Source organism: Roseovarius sp. AK1035 (assembly GCF_003288315.1).
GTDB classification, from domain to species: domain Bacteria; phylum Pseudomonadota; class Alphaproteobacteria; order Rhodobacterales; family Rhodobacteraceae; genus Roseovarius; species Roseovarius mucosus_A.
Genome location: NZ_CP030099.1, coordinates 643,396 through 664,846 on the forward strand (window position 1 = coordinate 643,396; position 21,451 = coordinate 664,846).

At 63.6% G+C, this 21,451-nt stretch carries 18 protein-coding genes and 1 pseudogene; 14 read left to right on the forward strand and 5 right to left on the reverse strand.

The window, feature by feature from the left end; all coding sequences use genetic code 11:
- The first annotated feature begins 5 nt into the window (after nt 1–5).
- From xdhA to RAK1035_RS03130, 8 genes and pseudogenes are all read left to right on the forward strand, one after another.
- The gene (xdhA, locus tag RAK1035_RS03095; RefSeq protein ID WP_008279454.1) at nt 6–1,412 is read left to right on the forward strand and encodes a xanthine dehydrogenase small subunit; all 1,407 of its coding nucleotides are present in this window, start codon (nt 6–8) and stop codon (nt 1,410–1,412) included.
- Nucleotides 1,409–3,759, forward strand: a pseudogene (xdhB, locus tag RAK1035_RS03100) (xanthine dehydrogenase molybdopterin binding subunit). The gene xdhA and the pseudogene xdhB overlap by 4 nt, the downstream one beginning before the upstream one ends.
- Entirely contained in the window at nt 3,752–4,675 is a 924-nt protein-coding gene (gene xdhC / locus RAK1035_RS03105; RefSeq protein WP_008279457.1) for a xanthine dehydrogenase accessory protein XdhC, read from the forward strand. The pseudogene xdhB and the gene xdhC overlap by 8 nt, the downstream one beginning before the upstream one ends.
- The gene (locus RAK1035_RS03110) at nt 4,672–6,189 is read left to right on the forward strand and encodes an ABC transporter ATP-binding protein (protein WP_008279458.1); all 1,518 of its coding nucleotides are present in this window, start codon (nt 4,672–4,674) and stop codon (nt 6,187–6,189) included. The genes xdhC and RAK1035_RS03110 overlap by 4 nt, the downstream gene beginning before the upstream one ends.
- 60 nt (nt 6,190–6,249) lie before the next feature.
- Entirely contained in the window at nt 6,250–7,332 is a 1,083-nt protein-coding gene (locus tag RAK1035_RS03115) for an ABC transporter permease (protein ID WP_008279459.1), read from the forward strand.
- A complete protein-coding gene (locus RAK1035_RS03120) occupies nt 7,332–8,252 on the forward strand; it encodes an ABC transporter permease (protein ID WP_008279460.1) in 921 nt (306 codons plus the stop codon). Before RAK1035_RS03115 ends, RAK1035_RS03120 begins: the two co-directional genes overlap by 1 nt.
- Before the next feature lie 34 nt (nt 8,253–8,286).
- Complete coding sequence (locus RAK1035_RS03125) at nt 8,287–9,360, forward strand: BMP family ABC transporter substrate-binding protein (protein WP_008279461.1); 1,074 nt, start codon at nt 8,287–8,289, stop codon at nt 9,358–9,360.
- A gap of 163 nt (nt 9,361–9,523) precedes the next feature.
- Nucleotides 9,524–10,363, forward strand: coding sequence for a HalD/BesD family halogenase (locus RAK1035_RS03130; RefSeq protein WP_008279462.1), 840 nt, complete (start codon nt 9,524–9,526; stop codon nt 10,361–10,363).
- Here RAK1035_RS03130 and RAK1035_RS03135 read toward each other — a convergent pair.
- Together RAK1035_RS03135 and RAK1035_RS03140 are read right to left on the reverse strand one after the other, a co-directional pair.
- On the reverse strand, nt 10,360–11,109 hold the full coding sequence (locus tag RAK1035_RS03135) for a CDP-alcohol phosphatidyltransferase family protein (protein ID WP_037296766.1): 750 nt from the start codon (nt 11,107–11,109) through the stop codon (nt 10,360–10,362). The genes RAK1035_RS03130 and RAK1035_RS03135 overlap by 4 nt on opposite strands.
- Nucleotides 11,106–11,768, reverse strand: coding sequence for a phosphatidylserine decarboxylase (locus RAK1035_RS03140; protein ID WP_008279464.1), 663 nt, complete (start codon nt 11,766–11,768; stop codon nt 11,106–11,108). Before RAK1035_RS03140 ends, RAK1035_RS03135 begins: the two co-directional genes overlap by 4 nt.
- 115 nt (nt 11,769–11,883) lie before the next feature.
- Between RAK1035_RS03140 and RAK1035_RS03145 the strand changes: the two genes are divergently transcribed.
- The 4 genes from RAK1035_RS03145 to RAK1035_RS03160 all read left to right on the forward strand — a co-directional run bounded on the left by RAK1035_RS03145 (nt 11,884) and on the right by RAK1035_RS03160 (nt 14,709).
- A complete protein-coding gene (locus RAK1035_RS03145) occupies nt 11,884–12,819 on the forward strand; it encodes an aldo/keto reductase (RefSeq protein WP_037296976.1) in 936 nt (311 codons plus the stop codon).
- A 4-nt stretch (nt 12,820–12,823) separates the two neighbouring features.
- A complete protein-coding gene (locus RAK1035_RS03150) occupies nt 12,824–13,480 on the forward strand; it encodes a DUF938 domain-containing protein (RefSeq protein WP_008279466.1) in 657 nt (218 codons plus the stop codon).
- Nucleotides 13,481–13,550: 70 nt separating this feature from the next.
- A complete protein-coding gene (locus RAK1035_RS03155) occupies nt 13,551–13,892 on the forward strand; it encodes a carboxymuconolactone decarboxylase family protein (RefSeq protein WP_037296980.1) in 342 nt (113 codons plus the stop codon).
- A 76-nt stretch (nt 13,893–13,968) separates the two neighbouring features.
- On the forward strand, nt 13,969–14,709 hold the full coding sequence (locus RAK1035_RS03160) for a glycoside hydrolase family 25 protein (RefSeq protein WP_008279468.1): 741 nt from the start codon (nt 13,969–13,971) through the stop codon (nt 14,707–14,709).
- Between the two features lie 28 nt (nt 14,710–14,737).
- Here the strand turns inward: RAK1035_RS03160 and RAK1035_RS03165 are convergent, their stop codons facing one another.
- On the reverse strand, nt 14,738–17,245 hold the full coding sequence (locus RAK1035_RS03165) for a GcvT family protein (protein ID WP_008279469.1): 2,508 nt from the start codon (nt 17,243–17,245) through the stop codon (nt 14,738–14,740).
- A gap of 194 nt (nt 17,246–17,439) precedes the next feature.
- On the opposite strand from RAK1035_RS03165, the gene panB reads away from it, so the two are divergent.
- Both panB and panC read left to right on the forward strand, forming a co-directional pair.
- Complete coding sequence (panB, locus tag RAK1035_RS03170) at nt 17,440–18,267, forward strand: 3-methyl-2-oxobutanoate hydroxymethyltransferase (RefSeq protein WP_008279470.1); 828 nt, start codon at nt 17,440–17,442, stop codon at nt 18,265–18,267.
- The gene (gene panC / locus RAK1035_RS03175) at nt 18,264–19,112 is read left to right on the forward strand and encodes a pantoate--beta-alanine ligase (protein ID WP_008279471.1); all 849 of its coding nucleotides are present in this window, start codon (nt 18,264–18,266) and stop codon (nt 19,110–19,112) included. The genes panB and panC overlap by 4 nt, the downstream gene beginning before the upstream one ends.
- An 81-nt stretch (nt 19,113–19,193) precedes the next feature.
- Here the strand turns inward: panC and RAK1035_RS03180 are convergent, their stop codons facing one another.
- On the reverse strand, nt 19,194–20,474 hold the full coding sequence (locus tag RAK1035_RS03180) for an acetylornithine deacetylase/succinyl-diaminopimelate desuccinylase family protein (RefSeq protein WP_008279472.1): 1,281 nt from the start codon (nt 20,472–20,474) through the stop codon (nt 19,194–19,196).
- Nucleotides 20,471–21,436 carry an NAD(P)H-dependent flavin oxidoreductase gene (locus tag RAK1035_RS03185; RefSeq protein ID WP_008279473.1) on the reverse strand — a complete coding sequence of 322 codons (966 nt, stop codon included), beginning with the start codon at nt 21,434–21,436 and terminating at the stop codon, nt 20,471–20,473. Before RAK1035_RS03185 ends, RAK1035_RS03180 begins: the two co-directional genes overlap by 4 nt.
- Nucleotides 21,437–21,451: the final 15 nt, after the last annotated feature.

Sequence of the window (21,451 nt, forward strand, 5' to 3'; positions counted from 1 at the left end):
GGCTCATGACCCTCACGTTTCTTCTGAATGGAGAGAGCGTGGCACTTGGGGATGTGACCCCGACCACAACTCTGCTTGACTGGCTGCGAGAGGCGCGCGGCCTGACCGGCACCAAGGAAGGCTGCAACGAGGGCGATTGTGGGGCCTGTACCGTGATCGTCAGTGACGAGACCGGCACGCGGCCCCTCAACGCCTGTATTCTCCTCATGCCACAGCTTCAGGGCAAGGCCCTGCGCACGGTCGAGGGGATCAGCGGCCCCGAGGGGCAATTGCACCCGGTTCAAGCGGCGATGATTGCGCATCACGGCTCGCAATGCGGGTTTTGCACGCCGGGCTTTATCGCCTCGATGGCCTGCGCGCATCTTAATGGCGAGCGGGATCACGACCGGGTTCTGGCGGGCAATCTTTGCCGATGCACCGGCTATGCCCCCATCCTGACCGCCGCCCGCGCCGCCGAACCTGCCGCCATTCCCGCGTGGATGACGCAAGATCGCAATATCATCTGGCCCGAAATACCTTCGGGGGGGCCCGAAGGGCGGGGGGCAGACAGCCCCCCTGCGTTGCTGAAACCCCAGAGCGCCGATGAGGCGGCGCGCCTCTATGCCGCTCATCCTGAGGCGACGCTGATCTCGGGCGCAACCGATGTGGGCCTGTGGATCACCAAACAGTTGCGCGACATCAACCTGCCAATCTTTCTGGGGGGCTGCACGGACCTGAGCACCGCAGAGGTGACAGACAGGGATATGCGCCTTGGCGCGGGCTTGACCATTGCCCGGCTGATGCAGACGATTGCCCCCTATCACCCCTCCTATGCCGCGATGCTGCGGCGCTATGGCTCGGAACAGGTGCGTGCGGCGGCGACGCTTGGGGGTAATATCGCCAATGGCTCGCCCATCGGCGACAACGCGCCCGCGCTCATCGCCCTTGGGGCCACCCTGCATCTGCGCCACGGAGACACGCGCCGCCAGATGCCGCTCGAGGCGTTCTTTCTGGGCTACGGCCAGCAGGACCGCGCGCCGGGCGAGATGATCGAGGCCATCACCCTGCCCCGCCAGCCAGACCGCCTGCGCTGTTACAAAGTCTCGAAGCGCTTTGATCAGGATATTTCGGCGGTGCTGGGCTGTTTCAACCTGACCATTGAGGCGGGCCGGATCACTGACGCGCGGATCGCCTTTGGCGGCATGGCGGGCATTCCCAAGCGTGCCGCCCATGTCGAAGCGGCACTGATTGGCCAGCCTTGGACCGAGGCGACGATTACCGGCAGCGATGCAGCGTGGGCGCAGGATTTTGCGCCGCTGTCAGACATGCGCGCCTCTGCCGACTATCGCCTCTGCGTCGCGCGCAACCTCTTGATGCGCTATTTTCTAGAGGATCAGGGCATCGCCACATCGGTTCTTGAGGTGCAGCCATGAGCGTGGCGCGCCCTCTGCCCCATGACGCCGCACGCCTGCATGTGACGGGCACCGCGCGCTATGTCGATGATATCCCCAGCCCACGCGGCACGCTGCATCTGGCCTTTGGCCTCAGCACCATCGCGGCGGGGCGCGTGACCGAAATGGACCTTGCGCCGGTGCGCCAATGCGCCGGGGTCGTCGCCGTGCTGACCGCCGCTGACTTGCCGCAGGGGGCCGATTGCTCGCCTTCGGCCCATGACGAGCCGCTCTTGTGCACGGGCGATGTGCATTATCACGGCCAGCCGCTTTTTCTGGTATCGCCACCAGCCATCTGGCCGCACGCCGCGCCGCGCGCCGGGGACAGGTATGTTACGAAGAAACGACGCCCCTTTTGACCATCGACGCCGCATTGGCCGCCAATAGCCGCTTCGAAGACGGCCCGCGCATCTGGCAAAGGGGCGATACCAAGGCGGCCATCGCCAAGGCGGCCCACCGGGTGGGTGGCGTGATCGAGATGGGCGGGCAAGAGCATTTCTATCTTGAAGGTCAGGCGGCCCTTGCGCTGCCGCAAGAGGGGGGCGACATGGTGATCCACGCCTCGACCCAGCATCCGAGCGAAGTGCAGCACAAGGTGGCCGAGGCCCTTGGCCGGCCCATGCATGCCGTCCGGGTCGAGACGCGGCGCATGGGCGGCGGCTTTGGCGGTAAGGAGAGCCAAGCCAACGCCCCCGCCATCGCCTGCGCCGTCGCAGCGCGGCACACGGGGACGCCCTGCAAGATGCGCTATGACCGCGACGATGACATGGTGATCACCGGCAAGCGCCACGATTTCCGCATCACCTATCAGGCCGGGTTCGACGCCACCGGGCGGCTGACAGGGGTGGATTTCGTGCACTACGCCCGCTGCGGCTGGTCGCAGGATCTGTCGCTGCCGGTGGCCGACCGCGCCATGCTGCATGCCGATAACGCCTATTTCCTGCCCGCCGTGCGGATCGAGAGCCATCGGCTGCGCACCAACACCGCCTCTGCCACCGCGTTCCGGGGCTTTGGCGGGCCGCAGGGCATGCTGGGCATCGAGCGGGTTATGGATCATGTGGCGCATCATTTGGGCCTTGATCCTGTCGTGGTGCGGCAACGCAATTACTATGCCGCAGCCGTCGGAGGGGGGCTGTCTGCCCCCCGCGCTGCGCGCCCCCCCGAAGGTATTTCGGGCCAGATGAAAGAGCAGGTCACGCCCTATGGGCAGAAGGTCGAGGATTTCATCCTGCACGAGATGACCGAACGGCTGATGCAAACCTCGGACTATGCCGCGCGGCGGGCAGCGGTGGCGGCGTGGAACGCCCGCAATCCCGTGCTGAAAAAGGGCCTAGCGCTGACGCCGGTCAAGTTCGGGATTTCCTTTACGCTCAGCCATCTCAATCAGGCGGGCGCTTTGGTGCATGTCTATCAGGATGGGTCTGTGCATCTCAATCACGGGGGCACGGAAATGGGACAGGGCCTGTTTCAGAAGGTGGCACAAGTGGCCGCCGCGTGCTTTGGCCTGCCGCTAGAGGCCATCAAGATCACCGCGACCGATACCGCCAAAGTGCCCAATACCTCGGCCACAGCGGCAAGTTCCGGCAGCGATCTCAACGGCATGGCGGTTCAGGCAGCCTGCGATACGATCCGCGACCGGATGGCTGCCTGTCTGGCGGCGCATCACGCTGTGCCGCCCGAGGAGGTGCAATTTGACGGCGGTCGCCTGCGGGTGGGAACGGCCCACCTGAGCTTCGCAGAGGCCGCCCGGTTCTGCTACGAACAGCGCGTGAGCCTATCCGCCACCGGATTTTACAAGACGCCCGACCTTGCGTGGGACCGGATCAAGGGGGAGGGGCGGCCATTTTATTACTTTGCCTATGGGGCGGCCGTGACCGAGGTGATCGTCGACGGCCTGACCGGCGAGAACCGCATCCTGCGCGCCGATATCGTGCATGATTGCGGGGCCTCGCTTAATCCCGCGCTCGACATCGGCCAGATCGAGGGCGGCTATGTGCAGGGGGCGGGCTGGCTGACGCTCGAGGAACTGGTGTGGGACAAGGCCGGACGGCTCAGCACCCACGCGCCCTCGACCTACAAGATCCCCGCCTGTTCAGACCGGCCAGCGCTGTTCAACGTGGCGCTGTGGGAGGCGCAGAATCCGCGCCCAACGATCTATCGCTCCAAGGCTGTCGGCGAGCCGCCCTTTATGCTGGGGATTTCAGCGCTGATGGCGCTCAGCGCTGCGGTGGCGGCGTTTGGTTCGGGCTATCCGGCGCTTGACGCCCCGGCCACACCCGAGCGGCTGCTGAGCGCTATCGCGCGTCAGAAAGCGCGCCGCGATGCGTGACCTCGACGATCTGCGCACAGCCGTCGCGCGGGAGGGACAGATCGCACGGGTGGTGATCGCCGCCACCCGTGGTTCTGCGCCACGCGCCGCCGGGGCCGCGATGCAGGTCTGGCCCGGAGGGCAATCGGGCAGCATCGGTGGTGGGCGGCTGGAGCATGAGGCGGCAGGTGCGGCACGACGGTTTTTGGCAGAGGGCGGGAATGCCCGCGTGCTGCGCCAAGCGCTTGGTCCGGCCCTTGGCCAATGCTGTGGCGGGTCGGTGGTATTGGTGATCGAGCGGTTCGACCAGCACAGACTTGGCGCAGCGATTGAGGCGCTTGAACTATCGGGCCGTTGGGCACGGCAGATTGAAGGGCACATCACCCCCCCGCCTGCCGCCCGGCCCAGCGCCGGTACGGGTGTTACATGGGCAAACGGCTGGTTGATCGAGCCACTTTGCCCGCGCCTTGCGGTGGTGATCCACGGGGCTGGCCATGTGGGCCGCGCCTTGGCCGCCCTGCTTGCCCCATTGCCCGATCTGGCAGTGACGCTGGCCGATACGCGGGCCGAGATGCTGCGCGGGCTGCCCCAAGGGATCACCGCCGGCGTTGATCCCCTACGCGCCCTCGGCCAAGCGCCTGATACCGCCGCACATATCATTGTGACCCACGATCATGCGCTGGATCTGGAGCTGTGCCACCGGCTGTTGCAACGGCCCTTTGGGTGCGCGGGTGTCATCGGCTCCGCGACCAAATGGGCGCGGTTTCGGCAGAGATTGACAGCACTTGGGCATACGGACGCGCAGATTTCGCGCATTTCCTGCCCCATTGGCGATCCAAACCTTGGCAAACACCCGCAAGCCATTGCGCTTGGCGTGGCGGCTGCGTTACTGAAAGAGCCGGGTATCAAGGCCGCAGACCGAAGGAGAACCGCGTGACAGGCGATTTGCTGACCGTCTCGGGTCTGACCAAGGCCTATCCGGGAGTTGTCGCCAATGACGCCGTATCCTTTGCCATCCGCGAGGGCGAGGTGCATGCCCTGCTGGGCGAGAATGGCGCCGGGAAATCAACCCTCGTCAAGATGATCTATGGGCTGGTCAAGCCCGACAGCGGCGCCATGACGCTGCGCGGCACCCCCTATGCCCCACCAGACCCCCATGCCGCGCGCCTGGCGGGGGTGGCGATGGTGTTTCAGCATTTCTCGCTTTTTGATGCGATGAGCGTGGCCGAGAACGTGGCCCTCGGGATGGAACGCCCGCCAGCGCTGCGCGATCTGGCCGCGCGCATCCGTGCCGTCTCGGAAACCTATGGCCTGCCGCTTGATCCCGACCGGACCGTTGGTGATCTTTCGGCAGGAGAGCGGCAGCGCGTCGAGATCATCCGCTGTCTCTTGCAGGAACCCCGCCTTTTGATCATGGACGAGCCGACATCGGTGCTCACGCCGCAAGAGGTGGATATCCTGTTTCAGACCCTGCGCAAGCTGACGGGCGAAGGCGTGGCGATCCTTTACATCTCGCACAAGCTCGAGGAAATCCGCGCCCTCTGCGATCATGCCACGATCCTGCGGCAGGGCCGCAACGTGGGCACCTGCACACCGCGCGACACTTCGGCCCGCGCGATGGCGGAAATGATGGTGGGCACAACCTTTGCCGCGCCGGAACGCGCCGGGCGTGCCAAGGCGGGTGTGGTGCTGGAGGTGTCTGACCTGTCGGTCGCGGCGCAGGGGCAGTTCGGCACCGCGCTTCACGCGATTTCCTTTGCCGTGCAGGCCGGAGAGGTGCTGGGCATCGGTGGGGTTGCGGGCAATGGGCAGGATGAGCTTTTGGCCGCGTTGTCGGGCGAAATGCCGGTGACGGCAGAGGCTGTGCGCCTGAAGGGCATGGCCATCGGTCAGCACGGCCCCGGCAACCGCCGTGCGATGGGCCTGCTTACCGCGCCTGAGGAACGGCTGGGCCATGCCGCCGCCCCCGACATGAGCCTGACAGAGAATGCCATCCTGACCGGGGCAGCGCGGGAAAGCCTGCTCAATCGCGGGTTTCTGAGATGGGAGGCGGCCGAGGCCTTTGCCCGCCGGATCATCACCGGCTTTGACGTGCGCACGCCCGGCCCGGGCACCGCCGCACGGGCGCTGTCGGGGGGCAATCTGCAAAAATTCGTGATTGGCCGCGAAGTGCTGCAACGGCCCGAGGTTCTGGTGGTCAACCAGCCCACCTGGGGTGTCGATGCCGCCGCCGCTGCCGCGATCCGCCAAGCCCTGCTTGATCTGGCCACTGGGGGGGCGGCGGTGATCTGCATCAGTCAGGACCTTGACGAGTTGATCGAGATTTCCGACCGGTTCGGCGCGTTGAGCGAAGGACGGCTTTCGGACATCAGGCCGACCCAGGGCCTGAGTGTCGAAGAGATCGGATTGATGATGGGCGGCGCACATGGCATGGAGGTGGCGCATGTGTGACCTGTCGTTTTTGAGTATTTTAGCCACAAAGAAACGCATAAAGAAACATGGGCGCGCGCCATGCTGAAGCTGGAAAAGCGCCCTCAACCCTCACGGCTCTGGACTTGGGCCACGCCGGTTCTGGCGGTGCTGATCACCATGTTGGCGGGTGGGGCGCTTTTTGCGGCACTTGGCGAAGACCCGGTAGCGGCCATCTCGACGATTTTCTGGCAACCGCTTTTTGGCGAGTTCGCGTTTTATTACCGGCCGCAATTGCTGATCAAGGGTGCGCCTCTGGTGCTGATCGCCATCGGGCTTAGCCTTGGGTTTCGTGCCGGTATCTGGAACATCGGGGCCGAGGGGCAATATATCGTCGGCGCACTGGCAGGGGCCGGGGTGGCGCTTGCGTTTTATCCAGCGGAGAGCGCGCTGATCTTTCCGCTGATGATCCTTGCTGGCGCGCTAGGGGGCTGGGCCTGGGGCATGATCCCGGCGGTGCTCAAGCTGCGGTTCGGCACCAATGAAATCCTCGTGTCGCTCATGCTCGTCTATGTGGCAGAGCAATTGCTGGCGGCCATGGCCCTTGGGTTGATGAAGAACCCCGAGGGGCGCGGATTTCCCGGCTCGCGCAACCTGCGCCAATATGACAGCGCGCATAATGCAGAGCTTATTACCGGCACGGGCATGCATTGGGGAGTGGTGGCGGCGCTGATCGCGGTCATCTTCGCCTATGTGCTGCTCAGCCGCCATATCCTTGGCTATCATATCCGGCTTGCGGGTCAGGCGCCACGCGCCGCCCGTTTTGCCGGCGTGCGCCCGGCGCGGTTGGTTCTGTTTTGTCTGGGGACATCGGGCGCTCTGGCGGGATTGGCGGGGCTGTTCGAGGTCGCAGGCCCCGCCGGGCAGGTCAGCATTGATTTCAACGTGGGCTATGGGTTTACGGCGATCATCGTGGCCTTTTTGGGCCGGCTGCACCCGGTCGGCATCCTGCTTGCGGGGCTTTTGATGGCGCTCACCTATATTGGCGGCGAATTGGCGCAATCCAACATGGGGCTACCTGCGGCCGCGATCCAACTCTTTCAGGGGATGCTGTTGTTTTTCCTTTTGGCCGTGGACCTGCTGACCAATTACCGCGTCCGGTTGGTGACACGGGAGGTGGCGTGATGCTTTTGTCCTCGATTGATCCGGCGCTGCTTCTGGCCTCGCTCATCGTCGCCTCTACGCCCATTCTGCTGGCGGCATTGGGCGAGTTGGTTGTCGAGCGGGCGGGCGTGCTCAACCTCGGGGTCGAGGGGATGATGATCACCGGCGCAATCTGCGGCTTTGCCATGGCTGTCAATTCCGGCTCGCCGGTCGTGGGGTTTGTGGCCGCCGCCGCCGGGGGCGCTGTTCTGGCGCTTCTCTTCGCGCTTCTGACCCAATTTGCCCTTGCCAATCAGGTGGCAAGCGGCCTCGCGCTGACGCTCTTTGGACTTGGCCTCTCGTCGCTGATCGGACAGGGCTATGTCGGGATCAAGCCGCCGCCGACCACGCGGCTTGACCTGCCTGTGCTGAGCGATCTGCCTTTTGTCGGGCGTGTGTTGTTTTCCCATGATCTGATGGTTTACTTCGCCCTAGCGCTTGTGGCTTTGGTCTGGGCGCTGCTGAAATATTCGCGCGCCGGGCTGATCCTGCGGGCGGTGGGTGAAAACCATGAGGCCGCGCATGCGCTTGGCTACAAGGTGGTGCGCATCCGCGTTCTGGCGATCCTGTTTGGCGGGGCTTGCGCCGGGTTGGGCGGGGCCTATCTCAGCCTTGTGCGGGTGCCGCAATGGACCGAAGGCATGACCTCTGGGGGGGGCTGGATCGCGCTTGCCCTTGTGGTTTTTGCCTCGTGGAAAGTGGGGCGCGTTCTGCTTGGCGCGTGGCTCTTTGGCGGGGTTTCGGTATTGCAGCTTAATCTTCAGGCGGCAGGCGTTGCGATCCCGGTCGAATATCTTTCCATGTCGCCCTACTTGATCACCATCCTCGTGCTGGTCATCATGTCGTCTGACAAATCCCGCGCGCCCGGCTCTTTGGGCCGCATTTTTCACGCCTCGCAATAAGATCACATCACAGATCACAACAGGGAGATCCCGAATGAAACTCACGCATCTACTGACCTCAGCCGCCTTGGCGCTTGGTCTGGCAAGCGCCGCCGTGGCGCAGGACAAGACCAAAGTCGGCTTTATCTACGTCGGCCCCATCGGCGATGGCGGCTGGACCTATGAGCATGACAAAGGCAGGCTCGCGGTTGAGGCGCATTTCGGCGATGCCGTCGAAACCGTCTATCAAGAAAGCGTGCCCGAGGGCGCCGATGCCGAACGCGCCATCACGCAAATGGCGCTGCAAGGGGCGGATCTGATCTTTACCACCTCGTTTGGCTTTATGGAGCCGACGCTGGCGGTGGCCGAAAAGTTCCCCAATGTGAAATTCGAACACGCCACCGGCTACAAGACCCTGCCCAATGTCTCGACCTATTCCGCCCGTTTCTACGAGGGGCGCGCGGTGCAGGGCCATATTGCGGGCAAGATGACCAAATCGAATATCGTGGGCTACATCGCCTCTTATCCGATCCCAGAGGTCATTCGCGGCATCAACTCGGCCTATATTCACGCGAAAAAGGTCAACCCCGATGTCGAGTTCAAGATCATCTGGGCCTACACTTGGTTTGACCCCGCGAAAGAGGCAGACGCCGCCACTGCCCTGATCGAGCAGGGCGCGGACGTGATCCTGCAACATACCGATTCCACCGCGCCGCAGGCCGCTGCCGAAAAGGCGGGCAATGTCGTGACCTTTGGACAGGCGTCGGATATGGCCGAATACGCCCCCTTCCCGCGCGTGTCATCGATCATCGACAACTGGGCCCCCTATTACATTGACCGCACGCAGGCGGTGATTGATGGCACCTGGGAGAGCACGCAGACATGGGACGGCATCGGGCCGGGCATGGTCGGCATTGGCGAGATTTCCGATGCGGTGCCTGCGGATGTCAAGGCAGAGGCGCTGGCCCTCAAGGCTGCCATGGCGGACGGCAGCTATCACCCGTTCACCGGGCCGCTGAAAAAGCAGGACGGGTCGGATTGGCTGGCCGAGGGCGAGGTTGCCGATGACGGCACGCTCTTGGGCATGGATTTCTATGTCGAAGGGCTGACCGGAGAGATCCCCAACTAAGCCGAATTGACAGGGTTTGAAAAACGACAGCCGCCGGGGAACCGGCGGCTGTTTGTTTTTACACCGCAGGCCTGGAGCACGACATAACCGCCGGTCGGTTTCAGAACAGACGCGCGCGCCGCAGGCCATACTCTTGGGCAAACGCACCGCCAGGAGACCGCCCATGGGCACCCCCGACACCCTGATTGATCTTGCCCGCTACCCGGTCCATCAAACGGGGCACGCGCGCGACATCATCCTAGGCCGCGTCCGCGCCGATCTTGGCCGCGATGGCTGTGCGGTGCTCAAAGGGTTCCTTACCCCGGCGGGGGTGGATATCCTGCGTGCGCAGGCTGAGAGCGTCGCCGACAGGGCCTTTCGCTCCTTTAATCGCACCAATCCCTATTTCACCAAGGACGACCCGACCCTGCCCGCACACGATCCGCGTCGTCGGTTTTTCGAGCGTTCCAACAGCTTTATTCCGGCGGATAACTTTCCGCCCGCAAGCCCGCTGCGCGCGCTTTATGAATATCCAGCGCTCAGCGCCTTTATTCAGGACTGTCTGGAGGAAGAGAATTTCTATCCCTACGCCGATCCGCTGGCCGATGTGATCGTGAATGCCGCCGACGAAGGCAATGGATTTCCATGGCATTTCGACACCAATAATTTCACTGTCACCATCGCCATTCAGAATGCCGAAGAGGGGGGCGCGTTTGAATATGCGCCCAATATCCGCGCCGGGGGCGAGAATTTTGCCGAGGTGGAAAAGGTGCTGGATGGTACCTCTGACACGGTCAGAACGCTTGTGCTGGAACCGGGCGATCTTCAGATTTTCCGGGGTCGCTATTCGATTCACCGGGTCGCCCCCTTGCGCGGCAAGACCCCGCGTTACGTCGCGATCCTGTCCTATGTGGAAGAGACGGGGATGGTGGGCACGCCTGAACGCTGTCGCCAGCTTTACGGGCGCACCTTGCCGATCCATCACGAGCGCGCAGGTCAGAGGGCCGACGCCTATCTCGATTAACCCTCGTTGGGATACCAGAAGAGCGCGGCCCAGATCACCATACCGACATAGGCCAGACACATCACGATCAACGCCGCCCAAGTAAAGATCACCAGCGCCGCGGCGACACAGGCAAAGGCCAAGAGGAAGAACTTGACGTTCTCGCGCGAGATGCGGGTTTTCTTGAACGACCAGATCGGCACCGGCGAAATCATCAAAAGGCCGACACCGGCCATATAAAGCCCGGTGAGGAACGCAGGCGGCGGGGACATATCCGGCAGGGCAAAGGTCACGAACATCGGCAGCATCGCCAAAAGCGCGCCTGCGGGCGAGGGCAGGCCTTGGAAATAGGCCCCCGATCCGCCCTTGCCGCCCTCTTCGCGCGCACTGACATTGAACCGCGCCAGACGCATGACGCAGCACACGGCAAAGAAGAGAACCGCAATCCAGCCTGCTTGTCGTGCGTCCTGAAGGCCCCAATAGTAGATCACCAGCGGGGCCGCGACGCCGAAATTCACGAAATCCGCGAGCGAATCAAGCTCGGCGCCCATCGCGCTTGAACTGCGCAAGAGCCGCGCCAAACGCCCATCCAGCCCGTCCAGCACCCCGGCGATCAGCAGGAGTTGCACGGCGCGCACATAATCCCCCTGCACGCCCAGCCGGATCGCCGTGACCCCGGCACAGATCGCGGCAACGGTCAGCATATTTGGCAAAAGCTGTGCGAGCGTGACCTCGCGGCGCGCTGGCGGCTCTGGCTCTGGTGTCACTGGCCCAACTCCGCGATCACGGTTTCCCCTGCCACCATGGTTTGTCCCACGCGCACGCTTGGGACCACACCTTCGGGCAGATAAATATCAAGCCGAGACCCAAAGCGGATAAGGCCAAAGCGCTCACCACGCCCAAGGGCATCCCCCGGTTTTACGAAACACACGATCCGCCGCGCCACCAGCCCCGCGATCTGCACGACCGGCAAGAGCCGCCCATCGGCCATTTCGATCACCACGCCATTGCGCTCGTTATCCGCGCTGGCCTTGTCGAGCGACGCATTGAAGAACTTGCCGGGGCGATAGGCAACCGCGCTGACCCGCCCTGCGACTGGCGCACGGTTCACATGGCAGTTGAACACGCTCATGAACACGCTGACGCGCGTGAGCGGCGTGGCGGGCAGGCCCAGTTCGGCAGGCGGCACCGCCGGCTCGATCAGCGACACCATGCCGTCGGCGGGGCTGATGATCAGACCGGGGCGTTCGGGGGTCACACGCTCTGGGTCACGAAAGAAATAGTAACACCAGACCGTGAGGCCCACACCGATCCAGCCCAAAACATCCCAGAGCATGAAAAGCCCAAAGGTGATCAGCGCAAAGATCGCCACAAACTTGCGCCCCTCCGGATGCATCGGCTTGATGAAGGTTTCATGCATTTTCATGCGCGGGCACTCCTTGCGGCAGGTTCAGGTCTCTTTCTATCCGCCTAAGCTCATGCCTCTCAACATGCAAGGTGACAGCTTTTCTTTGCGGCTTGCGCGTGGCACTCTGTGCACCATGAGAACAGTGATCACCTCCCCCGATGGAACCCCGGCCAGCCGCTTTGCCTTTGGCACCATGCAATTCGGCGATGCCGCTGATGAAGCCGCCTCGCGCGCGATGTTCGATGCGTGCCTTGCGGCGGGCATCACGCATTTCGACACGGCGCATCTGTACACCGATGGGGCGGCGGAAACGCTTTTGGGCCAATTCGCCGCACCGCATCGCGACCGGCTGACGATTGCCACCAAGGCCGGATATTCCGGCGGGGCGGGGCGGGCAAATATCCTCGCGCAGTTCGATATTTCCCGCCAACGTCTTGGTATGGACAAGGTCGAGATCCTCTATCTTCATCGCTTTGATCCCGACACGCCCCTTGAAGAGACCCTGGAAACCTTTGCCGATTTGCGCGCGCGCGGGCAGATCGACCATGTCGGCCTGTCGAATTTCGCCGCTTGGCAGGTGATGAAGGCCGCGTGCATCGCGGCGCGGTTTGATCTGACGATTTCGATCCTGCAACCGATGTATAGCCTCATCAAGCGGCAGGCCGAGGTTGAAATCCTGCCGATGGCCGCCTCTGAAGGGATGGTGGTTGCGGGGTATTCGCCGTTGGCCGGGGGGTTGCTCACCGGCAAATATGCACGGGGCGAAACCGGGCGGCTCACGGGCAATGAACGCTACGCCGTGCGCTATGGTCAGGGCTGGATGCAAGAGGCTGCCGTTCACCTGAGCCAGATCGCGCAAGAGCTGGGCACCGATCCAGCGACCCTTGCGGTGGCATGGGCAGCACAGCACCCGGCACGGCCTGTGCCAATCATTTCCGGGCGCTCTGCCGCGCAGATTGCGCCGTCGCTGGCCGCTCTGGAATTCGATATGGACGCGGCGCTCTATGCGCGGATGGCGGCCCTGAGCCCGGCCCCGCCCCCCGCCACTGACCGCACCGAAGAGGCCTGAGCCGATGGAGCAACGCCCCCTGCCGCCCACGGCGTCGATCGCACATGCGGGCGACGGGGCCAAACTGCACGCGCCTTCTGCCGAACGCAACGCAGCAGCCATCACCGAGGCGCTTGCCTCGATTGCCCCCGCAACAGGCCGTGCGCTTGAGATTGCCAGCGGCACGGGGCAGCATATCGTGAGCTTTGCCCGCGCGATGCCCGGCCTTGACTGGCAACCAACCGAGATTGACCCCGCGCGGCGCGCCAGCATCAACGCTTGGGCGGCAGAGGCCGGGTTGCCCAATCTGCGCGCCGCCCTGCCCCTGAACGCCACCCAAGCCGGTTGGGGCGCAGAGCACGGCAACCGCGCCCTGATCGTGCTGATCAACCTCTTGCACCTCATCTCGACACCCGAAGCGCAAACGCTGGTGCAAGAGGGGGCCGATGCCCTCGCCCCCGGCGGGCGCTTTGCCCTTTACGGGCCGTTCCTGCGGTCAGGCGAGGCCACCTCCGAGGGTGACGCCCGGTTTCATGCCAGCCTCATCGCGCAGGACCCCGCCATCGGCTACAAGGATCTGGAAGAGGTCCAGCATTGGCTGCGCGACGCGGGGCTCATCCTGATCGAAAGCCGTGCGATGCCTGCCAACAATGTGCTGCTGATTGCTGAGCGTTCCGCCTGATCTGGATCAAGGCCACGAGAGGCGTGGCATGGTTTCTGCCGAGGCAGAGACAGGTATGGAGATCCCGCAAATGCGTTGGCCAGACAAGATCGACACCACCCGACAGGAATTGCGCGCGCTGAATGCGCTTATCCCCGACACCGCCCGCGCCTTTGGCGGCTTGGGCAAGGCCGTCAAGGAAGGCGGCACGCTTGAGTTCAAGGTCAAGGAATTCGTGGCCCTCGGCATTGCGGTCGCCACCAAATGCGAGCCCTGCATCGCCCTGCATATGGAGGCGCTTATTCGCACTGGGGCCACCCGCGAAGAGGTGGGCGATGTGCTGGCCATGTCAATCCAGATGGGCGGCGGCCCGGCGATGATGTATGCCGCCAAGGCGCTCGCCTGTTACGATGAATTGGCGGAAAAAGGGTAGGCCGCACAAAAACGGCTGACCGGGCGGCAGTCTTTGCGTTAGGCTCGCAACAGGTATCACTGTAACGGGTTTTCAGATGCTGCGTCCTTTTTTACTCTGCCTCGCCCTCATATGCGGGCCCGCTCTGGCAACCGAGCGGTATGGCGATTATGCCCCGGTCGATTTCGGCCCGCGCGGGCCGTCTAGCTATCCGGTGCATGGCCTTGATGTGGCCCGGTTCCAGAACGAAATCGACTGGCGGCGCGTGGCGCTTTCGGGTGTGGCCTTTGCCTTTATCAAGGCGACCGAGGGCGGCGATCTCAAGGACGCGCAATTCGACCGCAACTGGCAATTGGCGGCGCGCGAGGGCATCCCGCGCGGGGCCTATCATTTCTACTATTTCTGCACCCCACCCGAGGTGCAGGCGCAATGGTTCATCCAGAATGTGCCACGTCGGGGCCGCGCGTTGCCGCCCGTGCTTGACATGGAGTGGAACCCGTTTTCCCCCACCTGCGTGGTGCGCCCACCGGGGGCAGAGGTGCGCAGGCAAGCGCAGATTTTCCTTGATATCGTCGAGCGGTATTACGGCCAACGCCCGATCATCTACACCACACCGGAATTCTACGAACAAACCGGCATCGGACAGATCGAGGGGGTGGAATTCTGGCTGCGCGCGGTGGCAAAGACGCCCGATCAGGTCTACCCCGGCAAACGCTGGACCTTTTGGCAATATACCGGCACCGGCATCGTGCCGGGGGTCGAGGGCGGCGTCGATATCAACGTCTTTGCCGGGTCTGAGAGACAGTGGAAAGACTGGCTGGGCACGCATTGGAAATAGGGGCACCAATTGGTGCCCCCTGTTATGTTCACCCATCCTTGCGGATGGTCTCGTTCTTGGGGTCATAGGGGCTGTCGCAGGTCACGACCGCATCCCAAAGCTGATCGAGCATCTTGACCTTGAGCTTGGTGCCCTCAACCGCCTGTTCGGGTTTGACATAGCCCATACCGATGGATTTCCCGAAGGCCACCGAATAGCCACCCGAGGTCAGGCGACCAACCCGCTCGCCTGCGGGCGTATAGAGCACCTCACGCCCCCAGGGATCGGCATCGGCGGGTCCGTCGATTAGAAGCGTGCAGCATTTCACGCGCACACCAGTCTCGACCATCCGGGCCTTGCCGCGGAATTCCTTGTCCAGATCGACAAAGCGCGGCAGATCGGCCTCGAGCGGGGTCGCGTCGCGGCCTAGCTCATTGCCAAAGGCGCGATAGCTTTTCTCTTGCCGCAGCCAGTTTTGCGCGCGGGCGCCGACCAGCTTCATCCCATGCTTTTCGCCGGCCTTTTCCAGCAGATCGAACAGGTAATTCTGCATCTCGATCGGGTGATGCAATTCCCAGCCCAATTCGCCGGTATAGGCCACGCGGATGGCATTGACCGGGCACATGCCCAGTTCGATCCGCTGCGCCGAAAGCCACGGGAACCGCTTGTTGCTGAGCGCAGTTGCCGGATCGGCATCCTTGATGACGGCGTTCAGCACGTCGCGCGATTTCGGCCCGGCGATGGCAAAGACACCCCATTGCGTGGTCACGTCCTGAATCTCGATATAGCCGAATTCGCCCGCCATATCCTCGGCTGATTTGCGCAGATAATCGGCGTCATACTCGGTCCAGGCCCCGGCAGAGACGAGGTAATATTCATGCTCTTTGAGGCGCACGATGGTGTATTCCGTACGCGTTGTGCCATGATCGGTCAGCGCATAGGTCAGGTTGATGCGGCCCACTTTTGGCAGCTTGTTGCAGGTGAACCAATCGAGGAAGGCGGTCGCCCCCGGCCCTTTGACCATATGCTTGGAAAACGCCGTGGCGTCGATCAGGCCTACGCCTTCACGGATCGCGCGCGCCTCTTCCACCGCATATTGCCACCAACCGCCCCGGCGGAAGCTGCGCGCGTCATGGTCAAAGTTTTCCGGCGCGTCGAGTGGCCCGTAATAGTTGGGGCGTTCCCAGCCATTGACGAACCCGAACTGCGCGCCGCGCTTCTTTTGCCGGTCATAGGCGGGCGAGGTGCGCAGCGGGCGGCACGCGGGGCGCTCTTCATCCGGGTGGTGCAGGATATAGACGTGATCGTAGCATTCTTCGTTCTTGCGCGCGGCAAACTCGGTCGTCATCCAGTTCGAGGAATAGCGCTTGGGATCAAGGCTTGCCATGTCGATCTCGGCCTCGCCATTCACCATCAACTGCGCGAGGTAATAGCCCGTGCCGCCCGCGGCGGTAATGCCAAAGCTAAAGCCCTCGGCCAGCCACATGTTGCGCAGCCCCGGTGCGGGGCCGACCAGCGGGTTGCCATCGGGCGTATAGCAGATCGGCCCGTTGAAATCATCCTTGAGACCCGATTCCTCGCAGGACGGGATGCGGTGGATCATCGCCATATACTGTTCTTCGATCCGCTCCAGCGCCAGCGGGAAGAGATCAGCACGGAAACTGTCCGGCACGCCATATTCAAAGCAGGCAGGCGCGTTTTTCTCATAGACACCCAGAATCCAGCCGCCGCGCTCTTCGCGCACGTAGCTTTGCGCATCGGCGTCGCGCACGACGGGGTGTTCTTTGCCGCCCTGTCTGCGGAATTCGACCAGCGCCGGGTCCTGATCCATCACGACGAACTGATGCTCGACGGGGATTGCCGGGATCTTGATGCCCAGCTTCTTGGCGGTGGTTTGCGCATGGTTGCCGCTCGCCGTCACGACATGCTCGGCGGTGATCACGATCTGCTCGTCCGAGGGCACCAGATTGCCGCCCTTTTCCACCATCTTGGTGCAGGTCACCTCCCACGCGGTGCCGGTCCAGTGGAACGCATCCGCCTGCCACTTGCGCTCGATCATCACGCCGCGCTGACGCGCCCCCTTGGCCATGGCCTGCGTCACATCGGCGGGGTTAATATAGCCGTCGGTGTTGTGATAAAGCGCACCCTTGAGGTCGGACGTATTGATCAACGGCCAGCGTTCTTTGATCTCGTCGGGGGTCAGCCACTGATAGGGCACGCCGCAGGTTTCGGCGGTCGAGGCATAGAGCATATACTCGTCCATCCGCTCGTCGGTCTGCGCCATGCGCAGGTTCCCCACGACGGCAAAGCCCGCATTCAGCCCGGTCTCGGCCTCCAGCGTCTTGTAGAACTCCACCGAATACTTGTGGATATGCGTGGTGGCAAAGGACATGTTGAAGAGCGGCAGCAGCCCCGCCGCATGCCAGGTCGAGCCAGAGGTCAGCTCGTCCCGCTCCAGCAGCATGACATCCTCCCAACCGGCCTTGGCCAGATGATAGGCGATCGAGGTGCCAACGGCACCACCGCCAACGACGAGGGCTTTGACCTGGGTTTTCATGACGAGCGACTCCCTTAGGGTGACTTGAGTTGGGGCGATGTTTATCAATCCTGCCAATTCGCGCGCAGCCCATCCGACGCAACGCCGCACGAAAGCGACGTCGCGCCGGATCGTATGCGAAAACAGAGGTGTGGATTTCTCTGGCGAGGATTGATAGCGTGCGCCGCAATGCAGAAATGACCGGAATTCAGCCTATGAGCGCCACCGCCAACAAGACCGCCCCCCTGCCGGAGGATATCCGCGCGATGAAAGGCGGCACGCCCATCGTCAGCCTCACGGCCTATACAACACCGATGGCGCGAATGATGGACGCCGCCTGTGATTTCGTGCTGGTGGGCGACAGCGTGGGCATGGTGGTGCATGGCCTACCCTCGACCCTTGGGGTCACGATGGAGATGATGATCCTGCACGGTCAGGCGGTCGCGCGCGGCCTGAGCCATGCCATGCTGGTGATCGACATGCCCTTTGGCTCGTACGAGGAAAGCCCGGAACAGGCGTTCCGTAATGCCGCGCGCATCATGCGCGAAACGGGCGCTGCGGCGGTCAAGCTCGAAGGTGGGCGGCACATGGCCGACACCATCGCCTTTCTCGTGGCGCGTGGCGTGCCGGTGATGGCGCATATCGGCCTTACCCCTCAGTCCATCAACACGCTTGGCGGTTATAAGGTGCAGGGGCGCGGCGATGCCGCCGAGACGCTCTTGGCCGATGCCCGCGCCGTCAGCGCGGCAGGGGCCTTTTCGGTGGTGCTGGAAAAGGTCACAGCCACGCTGGCCGACCGGATCACCGCTGAAATCCCCATTCCCACCATCGGCATCGGTGCCTCGGTGGGCTGCGACGGGCAAATCCTCGTGGTCGATGACATGCTGGGGCTTTTCACCGCCTTCAAACCGAAATTCGTCAAGCGCTACGCCAGCTTGGGCGCAGAAGGAGAGGCGGCCATTGCCGCCTATGCCGCCGAGGTGCGCGCCCGGACATTCCCCGCACCCGAACATACCTTTGCCGACAAGGCCCCGCGCGGATGAGCGCGCCCATTCTGCGCGACCTTGACGCGCTGCGTGCCGCCACCCGGCCTTGGATTCTTGCGGGCGAGACGATTGGCGTCGTGCCCACCATGGGCGCACTGCATGACGGGCATCTGTCACTCGCAGCGGCAGCCAAGGCCATCTGCGACCGGGTGATCGTGACTATCTTTGTCAATCCCAAGCAGTTCAACAATCCCGAAGACCTCAAGAACTATCCCCGCACCGAGACCGAGGATGCGCGCAAGCTGGAACGCTTTGCGGTAGACGCCCTCTGGGTGCCGGAGGGCGATCAGATGTATCCGCCACATTTCGCCACCACCGTTTCTGTCGCGGGCCTCACCGATGTGATGGAGGGTGTCTATCGACCGGGCCATTTCGACGGGATGGCCACTGTCGTGACCAAGCTTTTTACCCAGACGGCGGCCACCGACGCCTTTTTCGGCGAAAAGGACTATCAGCAACTGATGGTCGTGCGCCGGATGGCGGCGGACCTCGATATTCCGATCACCGTGCATGGCTGCCCGACGATCCGGGAAATCGACGGTCTGGCCATGTCCTCGCGCAACCTTTTGCTGTCGGACCGCGCCCGCACCACGGCCCCCGTGCTGCATGAGGTGATGGAGCAGATCGCCGACGGGCTGCGCGCCGGCACGGAGTTCCAAGCGCTGCACACCAAGGCCCTGGCGCGGCTGGAACGCGCGGGCTTTACCGGGGTCGATTACCTTGATCTGCGCGCGCAGGACGATCTATCGGCCTTGGCGGCCCCCACGCGCCCGGCCCGTCTTTTTGCGGCCGCATGGCTTGCGGGCGTGCGCCTGATCGACAATATCGCGATCGGAAGCTGAGCGGTTTCACCGGTGTCTAAACCCTCAAAGTCCGGCGCCCGCAACACGCGCCGCTCTTTGAGTATTTGCAGAACAGCGAACTCAAACCCCCAGCAACTCTGCAAGGGCAAGCGCCATCACGCGTGCAGAGTGTTCCATATCGTCGATCCCCACATATTCATCCGGCTTATGCGCCAGATCGAGGATGCCCGGACCATAGGCGATGCAGTTCTTCAGCCGCCCGATCCGGTCGATGTGTTTCTGGTCATAGGTGCCGGGGCTGACCACGTAATCGGCGGCATGGCCGAACACCTGATCCACCGCCCGCGCCACCGCCCCTACCACCGGCGCATCGCGGTCGGTCATTGTGGGCAGGACGCGGTGCAATTCCCGGATCGTATAGTCAAACCCCGGCCTGCCTTGGCGCAACGCCTCTAACAGGTCGCGAATTTCTGTTTCGACCGCGCCGATATCCTCTTCGATCAGGAACCGCCGGTCGATCACCATCCGGCAACGGTCGGGCACGCAAGGGCTGGGCAGGCCGGTGTAATCGGCGTCTTGCTCTGGCTCTCCGCCATGGATGGAATTGATGTTGAGCGTCGATTGCCGCGCGCCCTCGGGAACCACGGGCATCTCGGTGCGCCGGGCCGCCAGTGCCGGGAAAAGCTGTTCCTCCATCCGCGCGATGACCGCGCCCATGTGGCGCACGGCGCAATCCCCCAGAAACGGCATAGAGCCATGGGCAATCTCGCCGTGGGTCTCGATCTCGGCCCACCAGACACCGCGATGCCCAAGGCAAATCCGATCCTTGCCCAAAGGTTCCGGAATGATGACGTGATCCACCCGGCCGGGGCTGAAATAGCCGCGCTCGGCCAGATAGGCCACGCCGCCAAAGCCGCCCGATTCTTCATCCGCCGTGCCGCTGATCTCGATGGCCCCGGCGTAATCGGGGCAGGTGGCGATGAACGCCTCTGCGGCGATGATGCTTGCCGCAAGTCCGCCCTTCATGTCACAGGCGCCGCGACCATAGATTTTCCCGTCGATCACCGCCCCGCCAAAGGGGTCCACGCTCCAGCCATGGCCGACCTCGACCACGTCGATATGGCTGTTGAAATGCACGCAAGCGCCGGGGCGCGCGCCCTCACGCCGCGCCACGATGTTCCAACGTGGGTGCCGGTCACTGTCGCCGGGGGCCCCTGTGGCGCGGATCAATTCGGTCGTGAACCCCGATGCACGCAAACGACGGTCGAGATAATCACAAATCTCGCGATAATTCTCGCCCGGCGGATTGCGCGTCGGAATACGGATCAGGTCTTGGGTCAGCGCGATCAGGTCGGCGCGCCGCGCAGTGATTTCTTGGCGCAGGCGATCTGGCAGGGTCATTGTGCCCAGCCCGGCGCGCGCCGGAACAGCGCTTCGGCATCCTCGACCATGCGTGCGATGATCTCGGCCACCGGCGGGCGGTCATGGATCAACCCCGTTGCCTCGCCGACAAAGGTATTGGCGCGGTCAGGATCACCCGCTGCCCAGCCCGTCGCCCAATCGGCACGCGCAGGCCCATCCTTGCGCAAACCGTCGGGATCATCATGCCACCGCTCTGTCACCGCATTGCGCAGCACCCGCGCCGTATAACGCGCGGGCCACCGCAGATCGCGCGCGGCATCCATCACCGTGGAGCGGATCGTCTGATCGCCGGTGGCGGCAATCGCAGCATCGGTCATCGCCTCAGACACCTGCGCCTCGGCCGAGGCCCAGAGGCGTGAGCCGATCAGAACGCCCTCTGCCCCCAGCATGAGGGCGGCGGCCAATCCCCGCCCATCGGCAATGCCCCCCGCCGCCACGAGCAGCACCTCGGGGGCGTGAACCGCCAGCCAATCGGCCACCTCGGGCACAAGTGTGATCGTGCCGCGCCGCTCGCCATGGCCCCCGGCCTCGGCCCCCTGCGCCACGATCACCTGCGCGCCGCAGTCCGCAGCGCGTTGCGCATCACGCAGGGTCTGAACCTGACAGACAAGCGGCACGCCAGCATCGGCAATCCGTGGCGCAAAGGGGGCTGGATCGCCAAACGACAGGCAGAGCGCCGCCGGTTTGCGCGCCAGAACCTGATCCAGAACAGCTGGATTCTCGGCCATTTTCCACGTGATGAACCCGCATCCAACCCGCGCATTCCCAGCCTCGGCAAAGGCACTATCCAGCCAGTCGGCCTTGCCATAGCCCCCGCCAATCAGGCCCAACCCGCCCGCATGGGTCACAGCAGCCGCAAGCCGCCCCCCGGCCGCAAAGGCCATTGGCGCGCAAAGAATGGGATGGGTCAGGCCAAAGGCCTCGGTCAAACGGGTTCGCATGGGGCGAGTATGCCC

Bases quoted from the DNA above. Each gene is read 5' to 3' on its own strand.
- xdhA (WP_008279454.1), top strand. From the start codon at position 6: ATGACCCTCACGTTTCTTCTGAATGGAGAGAGCGTGGCACTTGGGGAT.
- xdhC (WP_008279457.1), top strand. From the start codon at position 3,752: ATGCGTGACCTCGACGATCTGCGCACAGCCGTCGCGCGGGAGGGACAG.
- RAK1035_RS03115 (WP_008279459.1), top strand. From the start codon at position 6,250: ATGCTGAAGCTGGAAAAGCGCCCTCAACCCTCACGGCTCTGGACTTGG.
- RAK1035_RS03120 (WP_008279460.1), top strand. From the start codon at position 7,332: ATGCTTTTGTCCTCGATTGATCCGGCGCTGCTTCTGGCCTCGCTCATC.
- RAK1035_RS03125 (WP_008279461.1), top strand. From the start codon at position 8,287: ATGAAACTCACGCATCTACTGACCTCAGCCGCCTTGGCGCTTGGTCTG.
- RAK1035_RS03130 (WP_008279462.1), top strand. From the start codon at position 9,524: ATGGGCACCCCCGACACCCTGATTGATCTTGCCCGCTACCCGGTCCAT.
- RAK1035_RS03140 (WP_008279464.1), bottom strand. From the start codon at position 11,768: ATGAAAATGCATGAAACCTTCATCAAGCCGATGCATCCGGAGGGGCGC.
- RAK1035_RS03145 (WP_037296976.1), top strand. From the start codon at position 11,884: ATGAGAACAGTGATCACCTCCCCCGATGGAACCCCGGCCAGCCGCTTT.
- RAK1035_RS03150 (WP_008279466.1), top strand. From the start codon at position 12,824: ATGGAGCAACGCCCCCTGCCGCCCACGGCGTCGATCGCACATGCGGGC.
- RAK1035_RS03155 (WP_037296980.1), top strand. From the start codon at position 13,551: ATGCGTTGGCCAGACAAGATCGACACCACCCGACAGGAATTGCGCGCG.
- RAK1035_RS03160 (WP_008279468.1), top strand. From the start codon at position 13,969: ATGCTGCGTCCTTTTTTACTCTGCCTCGCCCTCATATGCGGGCCCGCT.
- RAK1035_RS03165 (WP_008279469.1), bottom strand. From the start codon at position 17,245: ATGAAAACCCAGGTCAAAGCCCTCGTCGTTGGCGGTGGTGCCGTTGGC.
- panB (WP_008279470.1), top strand. From the start codon at position 17,440: ATGAGCGCCACCGCCAACAAGACCGCCCCCCTGCCGGAGGATATCCGC.
- panC (WP_008279471.1), top strand. From the start codon at position 18,264: ATGAGCGCGCCCATTCTGCGCGACCTTGACGCGCTGCGTGCCGCCACC.
- RAK1035_RS03180 (WP_008279472.1), bottom strand. From the start codon at position 20,474: ATGACCCTGCCAGATCGCCTGCGCCAAGAAATCACTGCGCGGCGCGCC.
- RAK1035_RS03185 (WP_008279473.1), bottom strand. From the start codon at position 21,436: ATGCGAACCCGTTTGACCGAGGCCTTTGGCCTGACCCATCCCATTCTT.